We start from the raw sequence: 24145 nt of genomic DNA, 5'->3' as shown, positions 1-24145 counted from the left end.
TCAAGTGATGATCAGGGCACCCTCGTTGATGATGACCGATTTCCCGGTCATTGCGATCGTCGCACCCTGCCCATTGGAAATGACGACGCCCGTCCCGCCGATGCTGATCATCGCCCCCGAAACCGTCTTGATCATTACCTGCTGCATCGGATTGTCCGACAGGGTGACCGTCGTTCCCGATGTCGTCTGAAGGTGGATATTGGGATTGGCGGGTGTTGCGCCGAGCAGTGCCTCCATCGGGAAACCCGCTGGGTCGGGCCAGAAACCGCCGCTCCAGATCGGGAAATCGGGATCGCCTGCCTCAAACTCGATCCAGACCATCGATCCGACCGCGGGCAAGGACACCATCGACGCCGACATCCGACCGGCAAGCGGCAAGCACGGAAGCGCCCATGTCGAGGGAAAGGGACCATAACGATCGCCGAGCTGGACCTGGATGCGCCCCTGGTTCTGGGCATCCAGATTGTTGAGCACCGTCGCGCGATACTTGCCAAAATAGCGGGGGCCGGCGTTCATGTCGGCACCACGGGCAAATTGCTGATCAAGCCATCGCGCGACATCTGGAACGATTGCTTCCAGCTTCCGCGGCCGAGCGTGTGCGTGACCGAGCGGACATAATAGAGCCCGTCGTGGGCGAGCCCCGCCCCGCGCACGCCGACAAGGCTGCGCGCGTCGAGCGGTTTGCCATAACGTGCAAGATCGAAACTGCCGCTTGCCGTGACCGGGTCGGTCGCCGCTCGCTGCGCGAGCAGCAGCGACATGACCTTGGGCATTTTGTGCCGTTCGGTATCGATCAACTTCGTCTTCGTCGGGATCAGCGGACGTACAGCCAACGGAGGCGCGAGCAACGAGATGTTGGGAACCGGAACGGGGATCGAGAAGCCGCCCGCCTTGACGAAACCATAGGGCAGGACCGCCGCGGCGCCGTCGGCACTGAACGACAGGCTGTCGATATTGCTGGCATGATCCATGTCGACGGTCAGCGCCGGTTGCGGCAGGCCGATCCGCACCTGCGGCCCCCAATAAGCGGTGTTCGTCCCCGGCGCGGGGCCCGGCGTGATATAGAATTCATAGCCCGCCTCCGCCGCCATCTTGTTCAGATATTGATAGTCGGTGCCCTGCTGGTGCGGGATCGCTTCGGTCGGAAGCGATATCGAGGTGAAGATTTCGGGGATGGGCAGCGGGATGATACCCAGCGGCGCATATTTGGCGATCAGCGCCGCGACGCGGGCGACCGTCGGCATCCCGGGAAAGGGAAAACCCGAAAAGTCGATCACGTCCATATAGCCGGAGACATCCTCGCCGGTGATCGTCAGCCGGTTTTCGCCCGGCTGCGACGATGCGACGACGTCCTGCCGCTTGATCGGGCCGTCGGCGAGCACCTTTGGCATCCCGTTGATCGTCGCGACGAGGATCACGCGGACCATCGGGTCGAAATAGCCCGCGGGGATCAGCGTCGTCGCGATCGGCGAGGTTTTCGAATAGGTGAAGCTGATCTGGAAACCCGAACGCTGCCCGACCGCCGATGTGACCTGCGCGCTTTCGAGCGCGTCGATGACCGCCACCGGCACCGGCGCGACGGCGATCGGCCCCATCAGGAGGGTGAGCTGGATTCCCCTAAGCGTCGCCATCGTCGGCAATCTCCAGCGGCAGGGGAATCACGATCAGGCGGCCTGCGGGCTTCGCGGCGGCGCCGGGGTCGGCGTCGCCATTGGCATCGCAGATCCGCCAGTAAAGTTCGGGATCGCCAAAGGCTTCGGCCGCAACCATGTCGATGCGCTCGTCGCCACTGGCGCGGTGGCGGGTGAGCGCGCGGTAACGCGACAGCGCGGGGATGATCCGCCGCCCGACGAATTCAACCGTCGTACCGTCGCCCTTCGTCACGCTGCGAAAGGCCAGTCCGCGATAGCGGCTGTTGGGGGCGTAGTAATCGGTCATGGTACCCCCGTCAGGCCCAGCGCCTGCATGTTCGGCGGGCGGCGTTTCGCCATCCGGTCGCGGCGCCGCGCCGCCACCATGAACAATTCGGCGCCCTTGCTGCCGAAGGCGAGATCGTCGATCGACAACGCCCGCAGACCCAGCGACACGCGCGCACGGATCGGATTGAGCTGCGTATCGAACGCCTCTTCGACAATGCTCAATTCGGTGATCCGCACCGGAATCAGCCGGTTGCGCCCGAGCGCCAGCAGCACCAGAGGCGACGGCAGCGGCAGCACCTCCAGCGTCCCGCTGCGCGCAAGGCCGTCGGCGGCGGCGATATCGTCGGGCGCGGGCGATATGATCATCTCGAGCTCCGCGAGCTCGGCCGCGATGCCGTTCGCGACGGTATCGGCGTTCGACGCGGGATGTTCCAGCCGGTCGGTCGCATCGATCTCGATCTCGATCTTGATCGTTTCGATCGGGGGGCCGACGAGCCGCAGTCCTTCGAGCCGGTCGCCGGCGTCGACCTTGGCACCGCGCGGGGTCAAGGTGCGCGACAGGCTGTCGGGATTATACTGGAACGCAACGGTACGAAGCACCGCCTTGCCGTCGGCATCCATCAGCACAAAGCCGCCCTTCAGGGTGCGCGGGGATCCGGGGAAGCTGGTCATCGCGCGCACCTCATACCTTGTTGCCGATATGGTCACGGGGCGGCCGGGCATCGGGATCGTAATTGGGATTCGCCGCGCTCTTGGCGTTCCGCCGCGCCAGAATGTCCTTGATCACGCCCATCGGGTCGACATCGGACAGCTTGGCCTTTTCGGTCGCGTCGGGCATTTCCTTGCCGCTTCCGAAACTCGTCGAAAACTCGCCGAAATTGACGGTCTTCTTGCCAAGATTGACTGTAAAACTTGCGATATCGAAATCCCAGGTGTGGCTGAGCAGGCCCCACAGCGCCGAGATGGTCACCGCGCCGCCGATGCCGAGCGACGCGTCGAGACTCATGCTGAACTCGGGCTTTATCCCGACGGTGAAATTGCCTTTCTCATAATGGCCCTTGGCTTCGACATCGGCTTTGGTGGTCGCCGTAATCCGGGGGATCACCTTGATCGTGCCATGGACATCGCCGGCGCCGAACAGGACGTCTACTCCAAGGATCGCTCCGAATTCGCCCTTCAGCCCGAATCCCGCTTCGCAGACGAAGCGCGCGTTCAGGTCGGCAGTGATGTTGGGATTTTCCTCCAGCGGGTCGAACGAACCGCTGATCTTGACGCTTTCGACCATCCCGGGGCCGAAGAAAACGCTGTAGCCGACGCCCGCGTAAAATTTGACATAGGCCCGGACCGCCGGGATCGGCGTCGGGATCGAGAATCCGGGGGTCGTGATCTTGAACAGATCGCGCTCGCCCTTGCCGTCCTTCGGGTACCGGTCGAATATCTTGTACGGGCCGAGCGTCACCGCGCCCGTGATCCTGAGGTGATTTTCCCTGCTGAGCTCGACGGTCAGCTTGGGCTGGATCGTCGGCGTGAGCTGATAGATTATCGTGCCGGTACCAAACAGCCGGCCGCGTTCGTCAATCCCGCCCTTGAGCGATCCCTTGCCCTTCTTGTCCTTCGTTTCGACATCGACATTAGCGACGCCCTCGACCTTGACGCCGCCGCCCGAGAAGCGCTCGTAAGTGAGCGTGATGTCGCCCTTCCACTGGTTGCGGAAGGTAAAGGCCCCGCCTCCGGTGACCTTCAGATACCCATCGCGGTAGTAAAATTTCGCCTCGATCGCATCGATGATCTTGAAAGGTTTTTCCCAGCGCGCGGCACCGCGATAGGTGATGCTGCCGTCGGCCCATTTGGCGGTTAGGTCGAACGTCTTGTCGTTGACGGTGACCTTGGCGCCGCCCTCCGCCTCGATGTCGAGCTTGTCGCCCTTTTGCGCCATCAGCACGCGCACATCGATCACCGTGTTCGGCACGGACGTGCTGTTGATCTTGAGCTCGCCCGACCAGCCCTGCTCGGAATGGAAGCGGACCTTGCCACTGGCTTCCTTGACGCCGGGAATCCCGACACCGGGGACGATCGTTCCTTCGGCCAAGAAGGCGCCGCCAGCGATCTTTGCGGTCACGTCACCCAGAATGATCGGTTTGCCCTTCGGGCCGATTTCGAATTTCACGGTCCCGCTGGGAACGAAATTCGGCGACAGCTGGAGCGCGAAGGCGCCCTCGGTGAAGCGCAGGCCGGGAATCGGCGACTTCAGTTTCGATGCCTGGATCGGAACGCGCGCTTCGAGCAGGTCGGGGCCGAAATTGATACCCACGTCGCCCAGCATCGGGATCGACGATTTGATCACCCCGGTGCCCCGGACATTTCCGGCATCATCGATTTCGGGCTTGATCCAGCCGGGACTCAGATAGGGGTAGTGAAACTCGATCTTTTCATTCTGCTTCGTCTTGCGCAGCTTCACGACCCGCCGCTCGTTGGCCTCCTTGCCCTCTTCCGCACCATCGGATGGTTTGGCCGCGACGGCCGGCGTTTCTTTCTGAAGAATGGCGTCGAGCTGGACGAGTTCACTCGTCTTGCCCGTCGTCTTGACCAGCTTGCCGTCGAGTACCGCCTCGATGTCGTCGGGGAGGCCCGCCCCCTTTTTCTTGGTACGGCTGTAGCTCGTCAGCCGCATTCCCGGAACGATGCGCTTGAAATTGAAATCGATGGGAGTTGGCCCCGTCGGCCGGACCTTCATGGTTTCGGGCGCCCCGCCTGCCGTCATCGTGACGGGATCGCCCTCGACATTGGCCGGGACCACGTCGGTCCCGGTCACGATCTTGTTGCGCAGCGCCTCTTCGATAATCTGGCTGCCGTCGCTTGGATCGGTGTCGGGCTTGACGGAGATGCCATCGACGAAACGCAGCTGCAATTCGCGAACATGGCCATAATCCGTCCCCTTCAGCATGCCGACAAGACCGACCAGCTGCTGATAGGTTTCGCGCCCCGATGCCTGGTTCTTCGCCGAGCCCAGCAGTTGCAGATTGGCCGGCGAACTCGTTCCCTGGAGCTGCTTTTCGACGATATGGTCGATGTCGCATTTGGCGTCAGTCAGGCGTTCCTTGCCAAAGCCCTTGAGGATGCCCGCAACTTCCTTTTTTTCGATTTTCGTTTTCAGGTCGGCATTGTTTGCCGCCGCAGTCTTGAACCCCGCGGCAAGCGATTTCAGCGTCGTGAAGCCATATTTGTTCAGCCAGATCGTCTTATATTTCTCGCTTCCCTCCTTATAGGCCGCGACATTGTCATATGTGTCGACGGTGGCACCCTTGCCCTTGAATATCGGGCTGAAAATCAGCCGGTCTGGCTTGTGCATGTCATAGACCTGCTGCACCCACGGGCCGCGCCCCTTCACTTCGGGGAGCGTGAAGCCCGATACCGCCACGACCAGCCGGTCGGTGCCCGGGTTGGCGGGCTTCGGCTCGATGATCGTCCAGCCGCTCGGCAAGCCCGCCGCCGGACCAGCGTCGGCCCTGGCGGCCGATCCCGAGGGTGCGGGGTCGTCGATTTTGGCCCGGAAAACGGCAGGCGTTCCGATCCGCGACAGCGCCGGAGCGGCGCGTCCCGCGGTGACCGCCGCGGCCGCGCGATCCGCCTGCGCCTCGAGTTCGGCGTCGGCGGCCGGGGGCATCGGACCGTCGGCCTTCATCTGTACCCCGCCCTGCTGGACGCTGTGCGCCAGTTCGTGCGCGATCAGGGCGCGGCCGCTGCTGCTTTCGGGACGGTAGGCGCCCTCGCCAAAGACGATATTGTCGCCCGCGGCATAAGCGCGCGCGCCCAATGCACGAGCATTGTCGTGCGCGCGTGCGTCGTCGTGCACGCGGATATGCGAAAAATCCCGTCCGAAACCGCTTTCCATGCTGCTCCGCGTCCCTTGATCGAGCGGGCGCCCCGCATCGACGATCGGCGGGGCCGAGAGCGTCGATGCGCCCGAACCGAGGGTCGATTTCGCCTGCGCGAGCACCGTCCCCGGACGCGTGCGCTGCGGAACCGGCAGCGGCGCCGGGCGCATCACCAAGTCCTGCTGCGCCAGCGCCCTCATCGTTCGCGCTCCAGTCGCGGCGCGATCGCGCGCAGGATTTCGGCGGTAACATGATCGACCGGCGCCGCGCGAAGCGAAGTATCGGCCGCCCCGCCACGTTCCCGCTCTACCGCGCGCGCGATCGCATCGGGAAGGGCGTCGGCCAGCCGCCGCGCCTCGATGCGCGATGCCGCGGTGATCGTCAGGCGCCCGATCGACAGGCTCGCGGGCACATCCCGGAAGCCGCCGCCGGTCATTGCACCGTCCCCGGCCCGGCGGCGATCTGCCCCGCCCAGTCGATCGCAGGCATCGGCTGGTCCTGCTTGCGCATCTCCTCGGCCAGTTCGGCCTCGATCAGCGAGGCGTCGATCGCGGTGCCGCGCTCGGCGGCCAGGAAAGCGGCGCCCAGCGCGATGCCGCGGATGCTGCCGCCCGACAGCGGCAGGTCCGCGAGCGCCCGCCAGTCGATTGCCTCGACCGGCGCCTCGCTGGGAAAGGCCCGCTGCCACAGGCGGACGCGCTCGGCGGCCGCCGGCATCGGGAAATCGATCGAAAAGCGGAAGCGGCGCAGGAACGCGGGGTCGATCGCGTGCCGCATATTGGTGGTCACGATCGTGAACCCGTCGAACGCCTCGATCCGCTGGAGCAGGTCGCCGACCTCGGCATTGACGTGGCGATCGGTTGCGTGGCCGACGCTGCCGCGCGCGCCCCAGACGGCGTCGCCCTCGTTCCACACCATCACCGCACCCGACCGCTCGGCCGCGTCGAAGGCGGCGGCGATATTCTTCGGCGTTTCACCGACATATTTGCTGATGATCTGGCTGAAGTCGATCAGCATCATCCTAAGGTCGAGCGAACTCGCGAGCACCTCTGCCGCCATCGTCTTGCCGGTGCCGCTGGGACCGGCGAACAGCGCGACCACCCCGCGCCCGCGCGCGCCCATCGCGCGCGAGAAACCCCATTGGTCGAACACTTGCGCGGCATGGCGGACATGGCTTTCGATCCGGCGCAGCGCCTGTTCGGCAGGCGGCGGCAGGATGATGTCGTCCCAGTCGTAAACCGGCTCGACGATCGTGACCCCGGGCACGGGAGTCGCCAGCCCGGCGCGACCGGCATGATGCCACAGGATGCGCATCGCCGCGTCCGCATCGGCGGCCGCGTCGATCAGCGGCGCGGTGCGCGCGGCAACCGCGTCGATCTCCGCCGCCGAAAGCCGGAACTGCGCCGCGACGCGTGCAACGCCGGTACCCAGACGCGCGGCACGCACGTCGCCGAGCGCATGCCGCCAGCGACCGAGCGCGGCGTCGCGCGGTGTTGCCGTCGTCGCGAGCGCCCGCTGCGCGCGGCGCATCGGCGGCAACGGTACCGATCCGGCGATCGCCACATGCCCGGCGACCGCTTCGGCGAAGGCGGCCGCATCGACGGCGTGCATTTCGTCGACCGACAGGATCAGCGCGGCGCCGTCGAGCGCGGCTTCACGGCTCCACGCCTGTGCCAGCCGGTCGCGCGCCTCGGGATCGGCGGGAATGTCCGCCGCACGCAGGCGAAAGGGGCGCAAACCCAATGCCGCGAAGCCGCCGGCGAGCACATCGCCATCGGACATCCCGACCAGAAGCGGCGACAGATTGTCGGGTCCGCGCGCGGCCAGCGCGTCGTGCATCGCTGCGGGCAACGCGGGCGAAACCGCCTCGCCGCCAGGGACCATCTCTGCAAAGCGCGCCGCGATCGCCGCATCGCGCGGCGCACCGCCGGCCAGCCGGTCGATCACCGCTTGGTCGAGCCAGATCCGGGCATCGATCGGCGGCGTATCGGCCTCGCGCCCGATAAAGCCGAAGCGCATCAGAGGAGCCGACGCCGTCATATGGTGAGGGCGGAGTGCGGGCAAAAGCCGTAGCGCCAGCCACAGCGGCATACCGCGCCGGTCGGTGCGCGCCGTATCATGTACCGCGGTCGCGACAGCCTCGGACTGGGCCGCCGCATAGAGCAGCATGATCAATTGCGCCTCGCCATCGTCAAGCGCGAAGCCATCGGCGATACGCAGCAGGGCATGGTCAGGCGATTGGAGGGCGAGCGCGGGCAGCAACGCCCCAAACCCATCCGCGTCCTCGCCCGCGAATGCCGCCAGCGCTGCTGCCTCGGCCAGCGCGAGCAAGGGGGCACCGGCGCGCATCACGGCGCGTCGCTCACGACGATCACCGCGTCCTCGCCGTCATCCGACGCCGGGTTGGCGTTGGGGCGGCCCGCGATGACAACGTCGGATACTGCGCGACCGTCGATCCGGCTTTCGTCGGTTTCGAGGAAAGTTGTGGTGACGAGATAATAGGCGCTCGGGCGGATCGGCGATTGCAGCGCGGACCACAGCTTGGTCGACATGTCGATGTCGAGCGGGTGCTGGCTGACCTTGATCTGTTCGGGATGATGCGCGGGGTTGGCGAGCGGCTCGCTGGTCAATCGCTCCATCAACTTCGTGGGACTGGGCGGGATCGTCACCGCACCGAGCAGGCTCGCGACCTTGGTCCGCTCGACGATGGCATGGCGGTGCAGCGCCGCCATCCCGACCCCAAGCAGCGTCTCGCGCTCAAGGTCGGCGCCCGTCGCGGCGAGCATATAGTGGAGGTCGAGCACGAGCGGCATTTTCACCGACAGCTCCCCGCTGTTCTCGACATAGGCGAGCGAGGCCGAACGATAGGCAGCGTTCGGCGTCACATGGTGCAGGAACAGATAGAGCATGGCCGCTTCGGGCTGAGCGCCAGCGCCCGCCGCCGCCGGGGCAGGCGTCGCCGAGGGACGCGGCGGCGGCGCAATCGAAACCTTGGGCGCCGCGAACCCCGCATAGGCAACCGCGAGGTCGACATCGATCAATGCCTTCAACACGAAGCTGGTTGCCGGGATGGCAAAGCGCGCGCTCATTGGCCGCGCTCCGACGGGCGCCGCAGGAAATCGTCGAGGGCGACAACGGGTGCCGCCGCGCGCCGGCGCGGATCAACGACCGGCGCGCCGGGGGCGACGTCCAGCCGGATATCGATCCGGTCGATATGGACGTGGATCGGATGGATAGCGTCGTCCGTCATCGTGGTCGCGGGTTCCCCAAGCTGCAGGTCGCCAATTGCGGCGAGCTGGACGACCGGCGTCGCGTCCACCGGATCGGCGACAGGAATATCGGCGTGGACCGGTTGGGTGGCCGGCGCGCCGGCCACCGGCGCGCTATCGACCGGCGCCGCCGTGCCATCCGCGCTGCCGGTCTCCATCGTCACGAAGCATGCCGGCGATTCTTCAGTGGCGCGCGCTACGGGGGATCCAGCCGACTCCACCACGAGGGGGATGATGGGCGCCGCAAGGGGGTGCGCGACATCGGCATCCGGCTGCGGCGCCGGGACGACGGGATGCGCTTCGGATAATTCCGGCGGCGCGTCGTCGACCGCGGTGCGCGAGACCGGCGCGGATGCCTCGTCCTTCTCGAGGGTCGGTGGCAGGACGTTGCCGTCCGCCTTCGAGGGCGGCGGCTCCGGTTCGGCGGAGGCTGTTCGCGACGTTCGCCGAACCGTGGAGGGCGCAGGCGCGGCCTCTTCGATATCCAGCGCGCCCCAATCTTCGCCGTCATCGCCCGCTTCACCATCGAAGACCGGCGGCGCGGTAACCGGCGCGGCATCCGCCTGCCCGTCCGCTCCGCCGCGCGCTGCGGCCGCGAGTGCGGACCAGTAACCGCTCATCGCAGCGCCACCCTTCGCGTCCGCTGCGCTTGTCCCGCACGGCGGTCGGCGATCATCGCGACATAGCGCGCGCGCCGGTCGGCAGGCAGCGCGACGATCGTCGCCTCGGTCCAGCCATAGGCCGACGCGATCGCATCGATATCGCGGAGCAGCGCGGCATGGATGCGATCGACATCGGCGGCGACAAAGGCCGCCAGATCGACGCGCGCGGCAATCGCAGCTCCGCAATCCGAACAGGCGCTTTCGACGACGATGCTGGCGAGCGGATCGAGCCGGTCGAACTCCGCCTCGATCGCGTCGATCGTCGCCGCGTCGAGCTGCGATGCCGGCACGCCGTCGCTGTCGAGGGCGCAGCGGTCGATCATTGCCGCGCGCATCGCGGACATGTCACCGATCCCCGCGACCACCGCGATATCGGCCATCGTCGGCAGGCGATAGCGTAGCGACCGCCCGCCATGTTCCACCGAAATCCCCGCATCGGGCGGCGGCGGCGGCAGCGCGCGCATCGCGGCCTTGGGCACCGAAAAGCTGTTCGCGGTTGTGCAGGCGGTACAGGCGACGCGCGCCTCGATCTCGCCCGCCGCCCAATCGTCGTGCAGTGCGATCAGCCGCCGGTTGCGCTCGCCCAGGCTTTCCTTTGCCAGCGCAGGTTCGTCGGCGCCGCGCGCGACCAGCAGCGCGGCTAGCCGGCCATGGGCGGCCGGGCCGGGCTCGACCGACCAATGATCGAGCAGCGTCAAGAGGTCGCGGGACTCCATGGCTCGCTCAAGGTTCTACGAAACTTGGTTCCTTGGGTTCGACGACCGCATAGTCGCGCTCCCATCCCTCGATCTCGAGCTTCAGCTTGGCGATCGCCACCGCATTGGCGTTGGAATCGAGATCGGGCAGCGCCTGATATTCGGACACCCAGCAGCGATAGAGGTTATAGGCGATCACCGTCTGCCCCGCTTCGTTGAGCATTTCGATGATGATGTCCTTGCGGAAATCGGCGAGCGACACTTCGCCCCCGGCAATCGAACCATAGTTCCAGACCTTGTTGGCCCATTGTTCGAAATCGACGTCGTGGGTCACGCCGCGTTCGAGCGTCACCGCTTCATATTCGGTGCGGCCAGGCGATTTGGAACTGGTCGACGGATCACCGCCCGAGCGATGCTTGATCATCTCGGTCGTGCGCTTCAGCATCGACACCTTGGAAATGCCCGCGACATAGCGGCCGTCCCATTTCACGCGGAATTTGAAGTTCTTGTAGGGATCGAACCGCTGCGCGTTGACTGAAAACTGTCCCATGTGACGCTCCCTTCCCTCAAACCAGCGGCTGGACGATTTGGCGCAGGCTGATGACGACGAATTCCGCCGGCTTCAGCGGCGCAAAGCCGACGATAATGTTGACGACGCCCTGATCGATGTCGGTGGCGGTGGTGGTGGAGGCGTCACACTGCACGAAATAGGCCTCGCGCGCCGACACGCCCTTGAACGCGCCCTGCCGGAACAGGCCATGCATGAATGCCGTGCTGTTCAGCCGCAGCTGCGACCAGAGTTGTTCGCCATTGGGCTTGTGCACCGCCCAGCGCAGCCCTTCGCTCAGGCTGCGCAAAATATAGGACGCTGTCCGGCGAACCGGGACATATTTCCATTCGCTGGCGAGCGCGTTTGCGCCATCGACCGTCCGCGACCCGAAACTGACGGTGCCATAGACGGGGAATTTGCGAATGCAGTTGAGCCCGAGCGGGTTGAGCACGCCATGATCGGCGTCCGACAGATCGACCGACGGCGCATAGACTCCCGACAGAACGGCGTCGGTCCCGGCGGGCGCCTGCCATACGCCGAACTGGCCATCGGTGCGCGCGAAGAGCCCTGCCATGGCGCCCGACGGCGGGTGGCTGCGGATCACGCCTGCCTCCAGCGGATCGTCGACGCGGATATTCGGGAAATAGGTTGCGGAATGGCTCGACGCGAAGCTGATGCCGCTGGTCTTGAACGCTTCGGCTGTCCCGACATCCTCGACATAGGGCGGCGGGTCGATCAGCAGGAACGCGTGCTTGAGCTTGCAGATGCGCGCGGCCTCGCCATAGATCGACATCGCGGTTTGATGGTGAAGCCCCTTGGGATTGCCGGCCGCCGGGCGGACGAGGTCGGGCAGGCAGAGCAGGTTGAAAAAGGGATCGCGACCTTCGAGCGCGAGCACTGCATCCTGGAATGCGGTCGTTTGGGGCTGTCCCGCCGCCGCCGCATTGCCGTCGACACCCGCAATCAGGCTGGGCGGGCCGACGATCTGTTCGCTGGAGGCGGGCGTATAGGGCGCACCGAGCGCATAACGCGACACATTGGCGACCGCCGCGCTTCCAATGATGAACTCGCTGGCGAAGGAGGTGCCGGTCCCGGGATTGGCGAGCGTCACCGTCGCGTCGAACAGGCGGCGGCCGAACTGGCCGGCGACGGGGGCGCTGGTACGCAGTCGCAGATATTTGCCGCCCTCGGCCAGCGAAACGATGACGCCGACGCCCTGCATTGCCTGATCCGCTGCGGGGGTCTGGCGGATATGCAGGTTGATCGCGGCTTCCAGACGGGCTGCGGCTTCCTGCAAACTGGCAGGCTTCGCCGCGCCGTTCGGGAATACCGCGACGTCGGTCAGGGTGAGCGATAGCGCATTGTCGACATCACCCGCCGCGTCGCGCACGGCGATCCGTACATTGGTGTTGATCGGCGCGCCGAATGTCCCCGCCGCGGGCAGGTCGGCCAATTTATACGCTGTGCCTGTCGTGACCGGCCGCTCCGCGTCGATGCCGTTGACCTTGACCTTGACCAGCTTCGATCCCGTCGCGGGATCGTTGACCACCGCTTCGGCGAAGCGCGCGCTCGACGACGCCGTCGTCAGGCGCAGAAAACGCTCGACGCGCCCGGTCAGCCGGTCGGTGATCGTCAGCGTGAAGGCGCGCCTCTCCGCTTTCACCGAAGTAAACGGCTTGCCATCGATATCGAAACTATCGATCTCCAAATAGAGTTCGCTGCTCGCTTGTCCGGCTGACAGGGCGGTCACGGTCAGCGAGGCGTCGTTGCCAGGCACGTCACGCTTGAGCGCCGATTGCGCCGCTGCAGCGCCTGCCACCGGGACGCGCCACACAAATGCTTCGGACCCGCCGTTGGCGAAGAAATGGAGCACCGAATAGGACAGGCTGCTCGTCTGCGTCAGGCCGCCGAACTGGCGTTCGAAATCGCCGAAGTTCTGGATGCGGATCGCGCGATTGTCGATGCCGGTCAGCGTCGGCCCGACGAACAGCGCGACCGATGTCGCCGCGCCGGAAATCGTACGGACCCCGCTAGGCAATTCCTGTGTATAGACACCCGGATGTTTATATTGAAGCATCGACCTGATCTCCCCAAAAGGGCGTCGATGCATCGTGAAACAGAGCGCACGGACCGACACCTGCGAGCTGCCGAAAACGGCGACCCAGCTTCAACGCGGTAGAGTGCGACTTGTGTTTTTAGGCCCAGTCGGATGTTCCCGACTCGTGCGGTCCCATGGCCGGAGGCGAAGCTGCCACGCGTTCCGCGAACGAGTCAAGGCGCCTGACCGCAAGCCCGGAACATTTCGGCCCGCGCCAATCGGACCGGGACTTTCGCCCCTATTCTTGTCTCATTCATGGCCGGAAACGGCGCGAACGCGCCCGCCGATTGCCGGTTTTTCGCGCCTAGTCTCCGGCCTCCGGCGTTGGCCCCGATGCGCGAAGCTGTCGGCTATAGAGCCATCCAATCCCGATCAGGCTGAAGCCGAGCGCAACGAAAGAGCCGATACGGAGCAGTCCTTCCAGCCCCGACGCATCGAAGACGAACACCTTCCCAACGGCGCCCAGCATGAGCACGAGCGACGCGATCCGCCAGTCGCGGCGATGTCCGCGGATTCCCCACAGAAGGAAGCCGATCGCCAGCAGTAGGATGAGGAGCGAACGCAGGATATTCTCCGACGGCGCGACGCCGGGTTCGACGAGCAGGCTGCCGTGGAAAAGCTGGCGCAGGCTGGCCCAGGCAAAGGTCGCGACGAGCAGCATCGTAAGCAACTGGACGCAGCGATCAAGCAGCGCTGGAACGGGCGCGAAGACCTTGCCCGTCAGCCGCAAGCCGACCCACGGCAGCAGGAACAGCGGTATGAGCAGATTGACGAGCGGCCAGCCGCCGACCGCCTGTTCCGCCCACAGCGGGTTGTGGAGGATGAGGCCATAGACGAGGGCATGCGCCGTCCCGGCGACAATCAGCACGCGCGCGCCGGTGACGATGCCGCGGCGCCAGAGCAGCCAGCCGAGCCCGATCAGCAGCACCTCCCAGACGAAGCGCTGCACAATTCCGGTCGTCACGAAATCGCCGCCGGCGAGCGCGGCAAAGCCGAGACGGTAGAGCGCGTGGACCGCAATCACCCCGATCGCCCCGGCGATCGTCATCCCGCCGACCAGAAGCCAGCGCGGCAATTTTCCGCGGAGCAGCCAGAGCGGAACGCCGCACAGCAGCGCGGGAAGCGCGAGGCGGCGGATCAGTTCGCCCACCGCGAGCAAATCGCCGTCGATCACCATCGGCACGCCGGCGAGCGAGAGCATCGCCTTGCCCACCCAGATCGCGACGGGCATCGCCGTCCAGCCGAGCGCGATCGCCGCAAACACGCCCGCACCGGCACCGATCCGGCCGAGGCCGAAGCGCGGCGCCGCAAGCAACAGCGCCGCGACGCCAAGCGCGGGCACGAAGACGAGCAGCGAAGCCGGAAGCAGCTGCGCAGCGGCGCCATAAGCGAGCGCCGCCGCAAAAGCCTGCCCCAGACGAAGCACGACGGGTCGTTCGGCGCGGAGCGCGAAGACCAGCGCGCCCGCCGCGAACGCTGCCCAGCGCAAGAAAGCTTCCGCAGCCGCCGCCTCCGTCCCCAAGGCGAGACGCGGCAATTCGTCGAGCGCGCGCGGCGTGGCTATCAGCGCGGCGAGCGCGACGCCAAAAAACCCTGCCGCGATCCATTCGATCCTGCGATCGCCCGCCGCCTTGCCGAACGGCAACAGCGCCACCGCGACGGCGGCAATAGCGACCGCCGCCAGCCAGAACGGCAGGAGTAGCGCGAGCGCAAGCGCGACAAGCGCAGCGGCAGTTCCGGTCAGCCATGCGAAGCGGCGGTCGGCGGCGCGGCCTTCGATACGCCAGCCCCGCGCGAGTCCGGTCGCCGGGAGCGCCGCGCCCGCGAGCGCAACGAGCGCAAGCACACCGTCGCGCATATCTGGTAGCTGCCACTTGGCGAGCAGCGGAAACGCGATCGCGAGGAAACAGAGTTCCAGTGTGTGGCGTAGCTCGGCCGGCGGGGTCCACTGTCGCGCGAGCAACGGCAGCGCGTGGATCAGTACCAGCGCAACGCCAATGAGCGTCAGCCAGAAGAGCGTCGGGTCGGGCCACAGCGCGATCAGGAGGACCGAGAGGGCAAGGCTGGTTGTCGGGACGATCGCCAGCTTTGACTCGCGCCAGGCGAGCCACTGCCCGGCGGCGGCAAGGAGCGCGAACAGTCCCCAGTGGAGCGGCGCGAAGCCCGCATAGGCGACCAGCAGCGCGAGTTGCAGCGCGCCGACGATCGCCGCTGCCGCGCGCAGCAGCGCCGCGCGCGGGCCTTCATAGGCGAAGAGCGGAATGGCGATGCCGAGCAGCAGGACATAACCGCCGATCGACAGCGAACCGAGCGTGTCGAGCGCGCCGCCGACGAAGATCATCCACACGCTCCACCCCGCACCGCCCGCAAGCGCAGCGAGCGCAAGCCACGGCCAGCCACGCATCCGCGCGACCCCGGTGAGCGCGCCGATCGTCAGCGCAAGATAGACGGCGATGAGCGGAACATTCGGCTCGAGGGCGCCGACCAGCGCCGGCGCGGCAAGGCCCCCTGCAAGCCCGAGGAGCGCGCTCGGCGGGCCGAACCGGAGCGACAGCGCGAGCGCGGCGGCGGTGACGAGCGCCAGTCCGAAGAAGGCGAGCAGCGGACCGATCAACCCATAGACGTTCGCGGCGACCATGATCGCGGCATAAAGCGTCGCGATACCGGCGCCCGACAGCGCCTGCGGCACGCGGAGGTCGCGAACCCGCGCTTCGTTGCGCCAGGCATATTCGGCGCCGCCGACAAGGCCGAGGCCGAAGAGGATGCCGGCAACTACCTGCACCCCCGGCGTGAAGACCCGGGCAAAGAAGCCGAGGTCGATCGCATAGCGCACGATGAGCACGCCGGCGATCGCCAGCGTGATGCCGCCGGCCCAGATCGGCAGCGTCTTGCCGAACAGATCCTCGAACCGCGCCGACAGGTTGGCAGGGGGAGCGGGCTTCGCCGGAGCGGCGGGAGTTTTCGACTCAGATGCCGGTGGCGGCGATGGTCGGTCTTCGATACCAGCTGGCGCAGACGCCGCCTGGCCTTGCTTCTGCGTCATCGCGGGCAATGGTGCGCTGTCCTTGGCGGCCGCTCGCGCCGAGATCGGCGCCGTTGTTTCGCTCTGGGGCTCGGCTACCGGCTTAGCCGCGGCAACCGGCGCCTTCGCGGTACCTTGGGCCGCGCCGAGCTTCCCGGCGGCTTCAGCGAGGATCTTTTCGGCGCGTTTCAGCCGAGTCCGTGTATCCGACAACAGCACGCCGAGAATGACGATGGCGAGGAAAGCGAAAAGTTCGAACACCTATGCGGCCCCGGAACCCGACAGGATCATCGGTCCCCCACCTGTTCCGAGCGGTGTGCTTTTCATTCCCATTCCCTCAAGGCCGAGACGACCTTTAGATTCACCGTCAAGCATATGCCCGAAGTCGGGCGGCGCAATAGCGCACGCCAAAAGCCGCCCGCAGACAGGGTCAAACGAGCGGCTCCGCGTTCGGTTGCGCGCGCGCCGTTGACCGGCGCACGGGAGAAGTCAGTGCCGGCCCGAAAGCAGGGCGCCGCCACCGGGAATTTCGGTCGAAAGCCCGAGCCGAGCCAGCATCTGGTGCGCGGTGCAGATCGCCGCCGACACAACAGGAATGCCGATCGCATCCTCGATCTTTTGTACCGACGGCAGCGACGGCATCTGGACGCACGCCGACAGCACGAGCGCGTCGATGCCGGTCAGGTCGAGCCGCTTGTAATGGTCGAGGAGATTGGCGGGATCCTGCGCCGCGACTTCGAGATTGTCGGGAATTTCTAGCGCAAGCCAGTCGGTTACCTCGACGCCTTCATTCTGAATATAGGACACGACCATCTGTGTCAGCGGCTTCATATAGGGCGCGACGAGCGCAATGCGTTTGGCTTTCAGTGTTGCCAGCCCCTCGACCAGCGCGCCGGCGCTGGTGACCACGGGCGCGGCGCGGCCATTCTCGACTGTCCGCTGGTGTAGCCGCGCTTCCGAGACGCGGTGATAGCCTTCGCCCATGCTCATGATCGCGACGAGGCAGGCATAGCCGAGCACGTCGACCGCCGCGTCGGAGAGTTCGAGCGCGCAGCGATCGGAATCGGCGTCCATCGCCGCGAGTTCTTCCTTCGTCACCTTCTTCATCCGCATCCGCGACGAGTGGAAGGTGAAGCGTTCGGGCGCGATCGCCTCGCGTGCACGGAGCAGCGCCGGAATCTCGGTCTCCATCGTGACGTTCGAGCTGGGCACGATCTGCCCGATTCGGATGGGGCGTGTCATCTTGAGCGCCTCAAACTGCGATGATCGGGTTGCGGAGCGTGCCGATGCCCTCGACGGTGCATTCGACGACGTCGCCCGGCCACATGAACTCCTGCGGATCACGTCCCGCGCCGACCCCCGCGGGCGTTCCGGTCGCGATGATGTCGCCGGGTTCGAGCGTCATCACGCTCGAAATATCGGCGATCAGCTGCGGCACGTTGAACAACATGAAGCGCGTATTGCTGTTCTGCTTTTCGACCCCGTTCACATGGGTCAGGATGTTGAGGTTGTGCGGATCGCCGATCTCGTCGGCGGTGACGATGCACGGCCCCATCGGCGCGAAGCTGTCCTGTCCCTTCGACACGATCCATTGACCCGCGCGGCGGCAATCGCGTGCCGACACATCATTGATGACGGTATAGCCGAACACATGGTTCAGCGCGTCGGTCTCGGCGACGTGGCGCGCGGCGCTGCCGATGATCACCGCGAGTTCGGTTTCCCAGTCGAGTTGTTGCGTCACCTTCGCATTGTGGCGGATCGGGTCGTTCCAAGCGACGACCGCGGTCGGCGGTTTAGAGAAGATCACCGGCTGCTGTGGCAATTCGTTCGACGTGTCGAGCGAGCGCGCCGATTCAGCAACATGCTCGGTATAGTTGAGGCCGATCCCGAAGATATTCTTGCGCGGCCGCGGGATAGGCGCGAGCAGGGTAACATTGCCTTCGGGAAGCGACGTGCCGATCAGGTCGGCGGTGGTCGCGGCCGCGACGGCTTCCTGCAGGAAGCGCAGCGCGATCGGCCCCAGGTCGATAAAATCGAGCATCGTCGACGGCAGGTCATTGCCGATCGCATCGCCGAAATATTCGACGTCGATCACAAGCCCGTCATGGAGAAGGCCGAGCCGCGGTTCGGTCTCGACCGTGCGATATGTCACGAAACGCATAATCTATCCTGTCTGCAAGTCAGGCGGGTTGGTGGCCGCCATTTTCGGAATAGGGCTCCTCGATCCGGACGCCGAGCGCTTCCATCACGGGGAAATCGTTGAACGAGAAAAGGAAGGCCTCTTCGGAAGGATCGAGATTGACATGCTCGTGCCACACCCACGCAGGCACGCAGAAAATGTCGTGCGTGCCCCAGTCGAAGCGTTCGCCGCCGATGATCGAATATCCGCGCCCGCTCGCGACATTATAGACGACATTGCCGGTGTGGCGGTGCGCCTTGCCGCGGAAGCCGGGCTTCAGCATCTGCATATGCGCGCCCATCGTCTGGAGCGCCCAACTGCCGGTCAGCGGGTTCGAATAGCGCACCATATGCCCGTCAAACGGCGTGCCGTCGGACACTTTGGCAAGGTTCCACAGCGCGTCGCGCGTCGCTTCCCAGCGGTAGACCATCACCGGCGAGTAGGGCTTCTCCCACACGGGCACGCCCTCGGGGCGCAGCGCCGCGCCACCATAGCTCAAGGGCAGGTCGTCCACGGGAAACGCCGCCGTCTGCGCGGGCTGGTCGTAGACCGCATAGAAATTGGTCTCGAGGCTGTTCATCAGCGGGATGTCGAGCCCGTCCTGCCAGATCGACACTTCGCCGTCGGCAACAACGCCATGATCGTGCCAAGCGCCGTTCGGGGTCAGCACATAGTCGTTGGCACCCAAGGTGATGTGGTGTCCGTCGACGACCGTATAGGCTCCCTTCCCCTCCATGATGAAGCGGTGCGCCGACGCGGTGTGGCGGTGCGCGGGGGTGATTTCGCCGGGGCGCATCGCCTGCATGCCGCTGAACAGCCAGCCGCACACCGCGACATTCTCGCGACCAGCGTCGCTGTCGTTGAGCAGGGTGACGACGCGGCGTCCTGCTTCTTCGGGCTTCACCAGATCGAGCGCGCGCAGGCATATGTCGCGCATGTCGGCATAGCGCCACAGCGTCGGGCGATAGCGCGTCTCGGGCTCCCACGGCTCAATCGCATTCGCGCGCTTCCAGAAGGCGCCCGCATTACGTCCCGCAAGCTCCTGATAAAAGGCTTCGAGTTCGGGCGTGTCGGTGACGCGCGACCGCCCGAGCACATCGTCGCGCGGGTCGATGATCGTGCTATTGCCTGCCATCATGACGTCTCCTCGTCGGGATCGACGGGCTGCGGCTCGTCGACAAACAGCGCCGACGCGCGTGGCGTCCGGTCGACCGTCAGGTTGAAGATGTCGAAGCGGTTATAGCCGCCGATGATGTCGTGCATCAGCTTGGGGCGGATGCAGTCGCCAAGATCGATGTCGGCGTAGACGATGCCCTCTTCGTCGATCAGCGCCTGACCGACCAGATTGCCATGCGGGTCGATCACGCCCGAAAAGGCGCTGTTCGGGCGCGACAACAGGTCGCGGTTCTGCGGACGCCCTTCGGACATCGCTGCGATGATCTCGTCGCTCACCGCCGAACAGGCGACAATCGTGAACACCTTGCCCTCGAAGCTGTGTGCTGTCGCGCGAATCTTGATCGCCTCGGCCATATTGTACGACGCGGGTGCGACGGGCAGCGCGATATAATTGGCGACATGGACGAGCTCGCCCTGCGACAGCAGCGCGAAGCGCGCGAGCGTATTGGTATTCTCGCCGCATGCGAGCGTGCCGAGCGGCCCGACCGGCGTGTCATAGACGCGGATCGAACTGCCGTCGCCGCCCGCCCACGTCAGCTTCTCGGCCCAGGTCGGCACCAGCTTGCGGTGGCGCCCGAGCAGGCTGCCGTCGGCGCCGATGATCAGGTTGGTGTTGTAGAGCGTGCCGACGCTGACCGGGTCGCGCTCGTTGATCCCGATCACGACGATGCAGCCGTGATCGCGCGCCGCGGCGCAGAGCGCAGCGACCTCGGACCCGTCGATCAGGAGCGACGCGCGGTACAGGCGCTCGTGCCACTCGGCACCCTCGACCGGCGTCATCAGCCAGTTCCAATAGGGATAGGCCGAAACGAAGACCTCGGGGAAAGCGACAAGCTGCGCGCCGTTTCCGGCGGCCTCGGCGATCAGCGCGCACGCCTTGTCGACGGTGCGCGCGGTGTCGAGGAAGACCGGCGCGGCCTGCACAGCGGCAACGCGCGATTTGGGCAGGAAGGGTGCCGACACGTCGCTCATGTCACCGCCGCCCGCTGGTGATATTGCGGCTTGTCCCACGCGCGCGTCGCGCAGACCTTTTCGAGCCGCTCGACGGTTTCAACGATGTCCTGATAGCGCAGGTAAAGCGGCGTCAGCCCGAAGCGCAAAATGTCGGGCGCGCGGAAATCGGCGATGACGTCAAATTCCTTGAGCGCCTGCACGATCGCATAACCCTGTGGATGGGCATAAGCGACCTGGCTGCCGCGTGTCGCATGGTCCTGTGTCGTAACGAGTTCGAAGCCATAGGCGTCGCACAAGGGCTGCATAAGCTCGATAAACAGGTCGCCAAGCGCGAGCGACTTGCGGCGGATTTCGGCCATGTCGGCTTCGAGCATCAGGTCAACGCCGACTTCGAGTGCCGACAGGCCAAGCACCGGCGGGGTGCCGCACTGGAAACGCTCGATCCCGGCAGCGGGGTCATAATCCTCCTCGAAGGCGAACGGCCGCGCGTGGCCGAACCAGCCCGACAGTACGGGGGTCGCGGCATGGTGCCGCGCGGCGGCGAACAGATAAGCGGGCGCGCCGGGGCCGCCGTTGAGGAATTTATAGCCACAGCCGATCGCGAAATCAGCGTCGGCGCCGCTGAGGTCGACCGGGATCGCGCCCGCACTGTGGCTCAGGTCCCAAACGACGAGCGCGCCAACTTCGTGCGCGCGTTTCGTGATCGCCGCCATGTCGCGAACGCGACCCGACTTATAGTGAACTTGCGTGAGGAACAGCACAGCGACATCTTCGTTCAGGGCGTCGACGATATCGTCGGGCGCCACGGTGACCGCCTTCACGCGCCCGCCCGAAAAAGCCTCAATGCCCTGCATCATATAGACGTCCGTAGGGAAGTTCGTTGCTTCCGACAGGATCACCGACCGTTCACGCCGCAACGAAAGTGCAGCCGTCAACGCCTTGAAGATATTGACCGACGTCGAGTCCGTGGCGACGATCTCGCCCGGGTTTGCGCCGATCAGCCGCCCGATCTTGTCACCGATGCGCCGCGGTGCGGTCGACCATTCGGCGCCGAGCCACGAAGTGATCAGCCCCTCGCCCCACTCGCTGCCGACAACCTCGGCAAGCCGGTCGCCCGTCGCCCTGGGCAGCGCGCCGAGCGAATTGCCGTCGAGATAGATCAGCCCTTCGCGCAGGTGAAAGCGATCGCGGAACGGCGCGAGCGGATCGGCGGCGTCGAGTGCCGAAACATCGGTGGCAAATATCGTATCGGTCATGCGATTTCCCTCAGGATAGCGCGCACCGGGCTGGCATCGGCGCCGACGATGCGGAGCGGCAGTGCGACAAGTTCGTAGCGTCCGGGCGGCACGTCATCGAGCACCAGCCCCTCCAATATCCGCATATCGGCGGCTTTGACCGCCTGATGCGCGTCGAGCGTCTTCGACTGTTCGGGGTCGAGCGAGGCGGCGTCGGTGCCGATCAGCCGCACGCCCATACTGCCAAGCCGCGCGATCACATCGCTGGCGATGGCGGTGAAATCGCTATCCCACCGCTCGTGCGGGAAGCGCTCATAGGTGCGCAGGAGTACGCGTGTCGCACCCTCGATCGCGGTCCAGTCCACATCGGCAATCTCGACCCGGCCGCGCGCATGACGCATGTCGAGCAACACGCACGGCCCGATATAGGCTTCAAGCTTGCAGTCGGCCGACGAAGCCCCGTCATTGGCATAGTGCAGCGGCGCATCACCGTGCGTCCCCGCATGGAGCGGCGTGAACATGCCGCCGACATTGACCGGGCAGCCGTCGCCGATCACCGCATGGCTGTGGAGCGCGAACGCCGGCTCGCCCGGCCACACCGGTACCGCGGCATGAAGCGGCTGCGAAATGTCCCAGATCCGGCTCATGCGCCCTTCCCCTCGGCATAGTCGCCGCCTTCGCGTGGCGCGGCCATTTCGGTCCGCATCGACCAGAGTTCGGGGAAGAAGCTGAGGCTCAGCGCTTTCACCAGATAGTTGACCCCCGACGAGCCGCCGGTTCCCGGCTTGTGCCCGATCACGCGCGCGACGGTCTTCATGTGCTTGAAGCGCCATTCCTGGAAATAATATTCGAGCGCGGTGATCTTCTCAGCGAGCGTGTAGAGATCCCAATGCCGGTCGGGGTCTGTGTAGATTTTCAGCCACGCCTTCTCGACCGCTTCGGACGCTTCATAAGGCTTGGTCCAGTCGCGCTCCAGATGATCGACGGGAATGGCGAAGCCGCGCCGCGCAAGCAGCTTCAGCAGTTCGTCGTAGAGCGAGGGCGCCTCAAACGCTGCGCGCAGCCGCGCGGTCGCTTGCGGGTCGTCTTTGTGGACGATCATCATATTCTCGCGCTTGTTGCCGAGCAGATATTCAAGCTCGCGATATTGCTGCGACTGGAAGCCCGACGCGCGGCGCAGAAAACCGCGAAAGGTCAGGAAATCATGCGGGGTCAGCGTCGCGAGCACTTCCCAGCTGTGGATCATGTGCCGCTGGATCGTCGCGATGCGGTCGAGCCCCTTCCCCGCTATCTCCAGCCGGTCGGCCTTGATCGCGTCATAGACCAGCCGCCCCTCGTGCAGCACCAGCTTCAGCCACAGCTCCATCGTCTGGTGCATGATGATGAACAGCATCTCGTCGGGCTTGTCCGACACGGGCACCTGCGCCGACAGCAATTGCGCCGTCTGCAGGTGCCGCGCATAGGTCAGGCCATTGTCCCACTGGATCGTTTCGCCGTCGATCTCGGTCTCGAAAATGTCGGTGCCGCCGTCGCGCGTCTGCCTGATCATCGTGCCGCCTCCCGATTTGCCGGTCCCGGCCGCGCGGGTGGCAGGCGTCCTTCATAGACGACATCGCCGCGCCAGGCATCTCCGGGTTCGAGCGCAGTGTCCCCCGCGATCTTCCGGTAGACGCTGGCGAAGTCGGTCTCCTCGGTCGCGCGCAGCAATTCCTCGAAGCCCGCGACGACGAAATAGGTCTGCTGATATTGGTCGAAATGATATTTGGTCCGCATCACACGCTCGATGTCGAGCCAGATGCGGCGCGGTTCGGGGGAGGTCAGCGCGCAGAGCGTTTCGGCGAAGCTCGACATGAGCCCGCCGCCGAACGCACGCAGTTCGCCGTCCTCGACGACGAGGCCGAATTCGACGGTATACAGCCACAGCCGTCCGAGAAATTCGGATGCGCCGAGCTTTTCTGCGCGCAGCCCCGCCTGACCATAGGCCACCAGAAAGTCCGAAAAGGCCGGATCGGTGAGCATCGGGATATGGCCGAATATGTCATGAAACATATCGGGCTCTTCGCTGTACGCGACCTGCTCGGGCGGGCGGACGAAATTGGCAGCCGGGAAACGCTTGTTCGCCAGATGCTCGAAAAAGGGCTCGTTCGGGATCCAGCCGGGAACGGCGACGACTTCCCACCCGGTCGCCGGTTTCAGCAGCGTGTTAAGTTCGGCAAAATCGGGGACGCCCGGCTTCAGCTTGCGGAGAATGTCGAGGCCTTCGAGGAACGACCGGCATGCATAGCCTGTAATCGCCGCCGACTGCTGGTCGAACAGGGTTCGCCATGTCTCATGCTGTTCGGCGGTGAACGCACGCCAGTTTTGCGGCATCGTCCAATCGGCCGCCACACCGTCAGGCGGTGCATCGAAAATATGTGTCGCCGCCACCGGTCTCTCTCTCCAAATCTTCGGCCACGAATGTAACGCGGACGCGCGCAAACATTGTGCGGATTTCGCAGTGGCGAGGCGCCG

Annotated in this window: 21 protein-coding genes; all 21 read right to left on the bottom strand. The window is 65.6% G+C overall.

Features of this window, described 5'->3' with window-relative positions:
- Window positions 1-516 (bottom strand): phage baseplate assembly protein V, encoded by a 516-nt coding sequence (locus tag ACIPPQ_RS04940; protein WP_446543068.1) that lies wholly within the window; start codon window positions 514-516, stop codon window positions 1-3.
- The gene (locus ACIPPQ_RS04935) at window positions 513-1631 is read right to left on the bottom strand and encodes a hypothetical protein (RefSeq protein WP_446543067.1); all 1119 of its coding nucleotides are present in this window, start codon (window positions 1629-1631) and stop codon (window positions 513-515) included. Before ACIPPQ_RS04935 ends, ACIPPQ_RS04940 begins: the two co-directional genes overlap by 4 nt.
- On the bottom strand, window positions 1618-1938 hold the full coding sequence (locus ACIPPQ_RS04930) for a hypothetical protein (RefSeq protein ID WP_446543066.1): 321 nt from the start codon (window positions 1936-1938) through the stop codon (window positions 1618-1620). Before ACIPPQ_RS04930 ends, ACIPPQ_RS04935 begins: the two co-directional genes overlap by 14 nt.
- Window positions 1935-2591 carry a hypothetical protein gene (locus tag ACIPPQ_RS04925; RefSeq protein WP_446543065.1) on the bottom strand — a complete coding sequence of 219 codons (657 nt, stop codon included), beginning with the start codon at window positions 2589-2591 and terminating at the stop codon, window positions 1935-1937. The genes ACIPPQ_RS04930 and ACIPPQ_RS04925 overlap by 4 nt, the downstream gene beginning before the upstream one ends.
- A gap of 10 nt (window positions 2592-2601) precedes the next feature.
- Entirely contained in the window at window positions 2602-5994 is a 3393-nt protein-coding gene (locus ACIPPQ_RS04920; RefSeq protein ID WP_446543064.1) for an eCIS core domain-containing protein, read from the bottom strand.
- The gene (locus tag ACIPPQ_RS04915) at window positions 5991-6230 is read right to left on the bottom strand and encodes a hypothetical protein (protein WP_446543063.1); all 240 of its coding nucleotides are present in this window, start codon (window positions 6228-6230) and stop codon (window positions 5991-5993) included. The genes ACIPPQ_RS04920 and ACIPPQ_RS04915 overlap by 4 nt, the downstream gene beginning before the upstream one ends.
- Window positions 6227-8143, bottom strand: coding sequence for an ATP-binding protein (locus tag ACIPPQ_RS04910; RefSeq protein WP_446543062.1), 1917 nt, complete (start codon window positions 8141-8143; stop codon window positions 6227-6229). The genes ACIPPQ_RS04915 and ACIPPQ_RS04910 overlap by 4 nt, the downstream gene beginning before the upstream one ends.
- Window positions 8143-8883, bottom strand: a complete 741-nt coding sequence (locus tag ACIPPQ_RS04905) for a DUF4255 domain-containing protein (RefSeq protein WP_446543061.1) — start codon at window positions 8881-8883, stop codon at window positions 8143-8145. Before ACIPPQ_RS04905 ends, ACIPPQ_RS04910 begins: the two co-directional genes overlap by 1 nt.
- Complete coding sequence (locus ACIPPQ_RS04900; protein WP_446543060.1) at window positions 8880-9683, bottom strand: hypothetical protein; 804 nt, start codon at window positions 9681-9683, stop codon at window positions 8880-8882. Before ACIPPQ_RS04900 ends, ACIPPQ_RS04905 begins: the two co-directional genes overlap by 4 nt.
- Window positions 9680-10441 (bottom strand): hypothetical protein, encoded by a 762-nt coding sequence (locus ACIPPQ_RS04895; RefSeq protein WP_446543059.1) that lies wholly within the window; start codon window positions 10439-10441, stop codon window positions 9680-9682. The genes ACIPPQ_RS04900 and ACIPPQ_RS04895 overlap by 4 nt, the downstream gene beginning before the upstream one ends.
- Window positions 10442-10448: 7 nt before the next feature.
- Window positions 10449-10970 (bottom strand): phage tail protein, encoded by a 522-nt coding sequence (locus ACIPPQ_RS04890; protein ID WP_327455554.1) that lies wholly within the window; start codon window positions 10968-10970, stop codon window positions 10449-10451.
- 16 nt (window positions 10971-10986) lie between these two features.
- Window positions 10987-13047, bottom strand: a complete 2061-nt coding sequence (locus ACIPPQ_RS04885; protein ID WP_446543058.1) for a phage tail sheath family protein — start codon at window positions 13045-13047, stop codon at window positions 10987-10989.
- A gap of 325 nt (window positions 13048-13372) precedes the next feature.
- Window positions 13373-16351, bottom strand: coding sequence for a DUF2339 domain-containing protein (locus tag ACIPPQ_RS04880; protein WP_446543057.1), 2979 nt, complete (start codon window positions 16349-16351; stop codon window positions 13373-13375).
- Window positions 16352-16579: 228 nt separating this feature from the next.
- On the bottom strand, window positions 16580-17332 hold the full coding sequence (locus ACIPPQ_RS04875) for a maleate cis-trans isomerase family protein (RefSeq protein WP_446543056.1): 753 nt from the start codon (window positions 17330-17332) through the stop codon (window positions 16580-16582).
- Window positions 17333-17342: 10 nt separating this feature from the next.
- The gene (locus ACIPPQ_RS04870) at window positions 17343-18251 is read right to left on the bottom strand and encodes a fumarylacetoacetate hydrolase family protein (RefSeq protein WP_446543055.1); all 909 of its coding nucleotides are present in this window, start codon (window positions 18249-18251) and stop codon (window positions 17343-17345) included.
- A gap of 19 nt (window positions 18252-18270) precedes the next feature.
- Window positions 18271-19407: a cupin domain-containing protein gene (locus tag ACIPPQ_RS04865; protein WP_446543054.1), complete on the bottom strand. Its 1137-nt coding sequence runs from the start codon at window positions 19405-19407 to the stop codon at window positions 18271-18273.
- Complete coding sequence (locus ACIPPQ_RS04860) at window positions 19404-20417, bottom strand: carbon-nitrogen hydrolase family protein (RefSeq protein ID WP_446543053.1); 1014 nt, start codon at window positions 20415-20417, stop codon at window positions 19404-19406. The genes ACIPPQ_RS04865 and ACIPPQ_RS04860 overlap by 4 nt, the downstream gene beginning before the upstream one ends.
- On the bottom strand, window positions 20414-21655 hold the full coding sequence (gene kynU, locus ACIPPQ_RS04855; RefSeq protein WP_446543052.1) for a kynureninase: 1242 nt from the start codon (window positions 21653-21655) through the stop codon (window positions 20414-20416). Before kynU ends, ACIPPQ_RS04860 begins: the two co-directional genes overlap by 4 nt.
- Window positions 21652-22281, bottom strand: a complete 630-nt coding sequence (kynB, locus tag ACIPPQ_RS04850; protein WP_446543051.1) for an arylformamidase — start codon at window positions 22279-22281, stop codon at window positions 21652-21654. Before kynB ends, kynU begins: the two co-directional genes overlap by 4 nt.
- Window positions 22278-23183: a tryptophan 2,3-dioxygenase gene (locus ACIPPQ_RS04845; protein WP_446543050.1), complete on the bottom strand. Its 906-nt coding sequence runs from the start codon at window positions 23181-23183 to the stop codon at window positions 22278-22280. The genes kynB and ACIPPQ_RS04845 overlap by 4 nt, the downstream gene beginning before the upstream one ends.
- On the bottom strand, window positions 23180-24061 hold the full coding sequence (gene phhA, locus ACIPPQ_RS04840) for a phenylalanine 4-monooxygenase (RefSeq protein ID WP_446543049.1): 882 nt from the start codon (window positions 24059-24061) through the stop codon (window positions 23180-23182). Before phhA ends, ACIPPQ_RS04845 begins: the two co-directional genes overlap by 4 nt.
- Between the last annotated feature and the right edge of the window lie 84 nt (window positions 24062-24145).

The sequence above is a fragment of the Sphingopyxis sp. LARHCG72 genome (assembly GCF_052871675.1).
This window is presented reverse-complemented; position numbering and strand designations above follow the sequence as displayed.

What these genes read in the sequence shown, in the direction of transcription:
- ACIPPQ_RS04845 (WP_446543050.1), bottom strand. Translation starts at nt 23,183, where the DNA reads ATGATCAGGCAGACGCGCGACGGCGGCACCGACATTTTCGAGACCGAG.
- ACIPPQ_RS04860 (WP_446543053.1), bottom strand. Translation starts at nt 20,417, where the DNA reads ATGAGCGACGTGTCGGCACCCTTCCTGCCCAAATCGCGCGTTGCCGCT.
- ACIPPQ_RS04915 (WP_446543063.1), bottom strand. Translation starts at nt 6,230, where the DNA reads ATGACCGGCGGCGGCTTCCGGGATGTGCCCGCGAGCCTGTCGATCGGG.
- kynB (WP_446543051.1), bottom strand. Translation starts at nt 22,281, where the DNA reads ATGAGCCGGATCTGGGACATTTCGCAGCCGCTTCATGCCGCGGTACCG.
- ACIPPQ_RS04930 (WP_446543066.1), bottom strand. Translation starts at nt 1,938, where the DNA reads ATGACCGATTACTACGCCCCCAACAGCCGCTATCGCGGACTGGCCTTT.
- ACIPPQ_RS04895 (WP_446543059.1), bottom strand. Translation starts at nt 10,441, where the DNA reads ATGGAGTCCCGCGACCTCTTGACGCTGCTCGATCATTGGTCGGTCGAG.
- ACIPPQ_RS04875 (WP_446543056.1), bottom strand. Translation starts at nt 17,332, where the DNA reads ATGACACGCCCCATCCGAATCGGGCAGATCGTGCCCAGCTCGAACGTC.
- ACIPPQ_RS04865 (WP_446543054.1), bottom strand. Translation starts at nt 19,407, where the DNA reads ATGATGGCAGGCAATAGCACGATCATCGACCCGCGCGACGATGTGCTC.
- ACIPPQ_RS04900 (WP_446543060.1), bottom strand. Translation starts at nt 9,683, where the DNA reads ATGAGCGGTTACTGGTCCGCACTCGCGGCCGCAGCGCGCGGCGGAGCG.
- kynU (WP_446543052.1), bottom strand. Translation starts at nt 21,655, where the DNA reads ATGACCGATACGATATTTGCCACCGATGTTTCGGCACTCGACGCCGCC.
- ACIPPQ_RS04870 (WP_446543055.1), bottom strand. Translation starts at nt 18,251, where the DNA reads ATGCGTTTCGTGACATATCGCACGGTCGAGACCGAACCGCGGCTCGGC.
- ACIPPQ_RS04940 (WP_446543068.1), bottom strand. Translation starts at nt 516, where the DNA reads ATGAACGCCGGCCCCCGCTATTTTGGCAAGTATCGCGCGACGGTGCTC.
- ACIPPQ_RS04890 (WP_327455554.1), bottom strand. Translation starts at nt 10,970, where the DNA reads ATGGGACAGTTTTCAGTCAACGCGCAGCGGTTCGATCCCTACAAGAAC.
- ACIPPQ_RS04910 (WP_446543062.1), bottom strand. Translation starts at nt 8,143, where the DNA reads ATGCGCGCCGGTGCCCCCTTGCTCGCGCTGGCCGAGGCAGCAGCGCTG.
- ACIPPQ_RS04925 (WP_446543065.1), bottom strand. Translation starts at nt 2,591, where the DNA reads ATGACCAGCTTCCCCGGATCCCCGCGCACCCTGAAGGGCGGCTTTGTG.
- ACIPPQ_RS04885 (WP_446543058.1), bottom strand. Translation starts at nt 13,047, where the DNA reads ATGCTTCAATATAAACATCCGGGTGTCTATACACAGGAATTGCCTAGC.
- ACIPPQ_RS04935 (WP_446543067.1), bottom strand. Translation starts at nt 1,631, where the DNA reads ATGGCGACGCTTAGGGGAATCCAGCTCACCCTCCTGATGGGGCCGATC.
- ACIPPQ_RS04920 (WP_446543064.1), bottom strand. Translation starts at nt 5,994, where the DNA reads ATGAGGGCGCTGGCGCAGCAGGACTTGGTGATGCGCCCGGCGCCGCTG.
- ACIPPQ_RS04905 (WP_446543061.1), bottom strand. Translation starts at nt 8,883, where the DNA reads ATGAGCGCGCGCTTTGCCATCCCGGCAACCAGCTTCGTGTTGAAGGCA.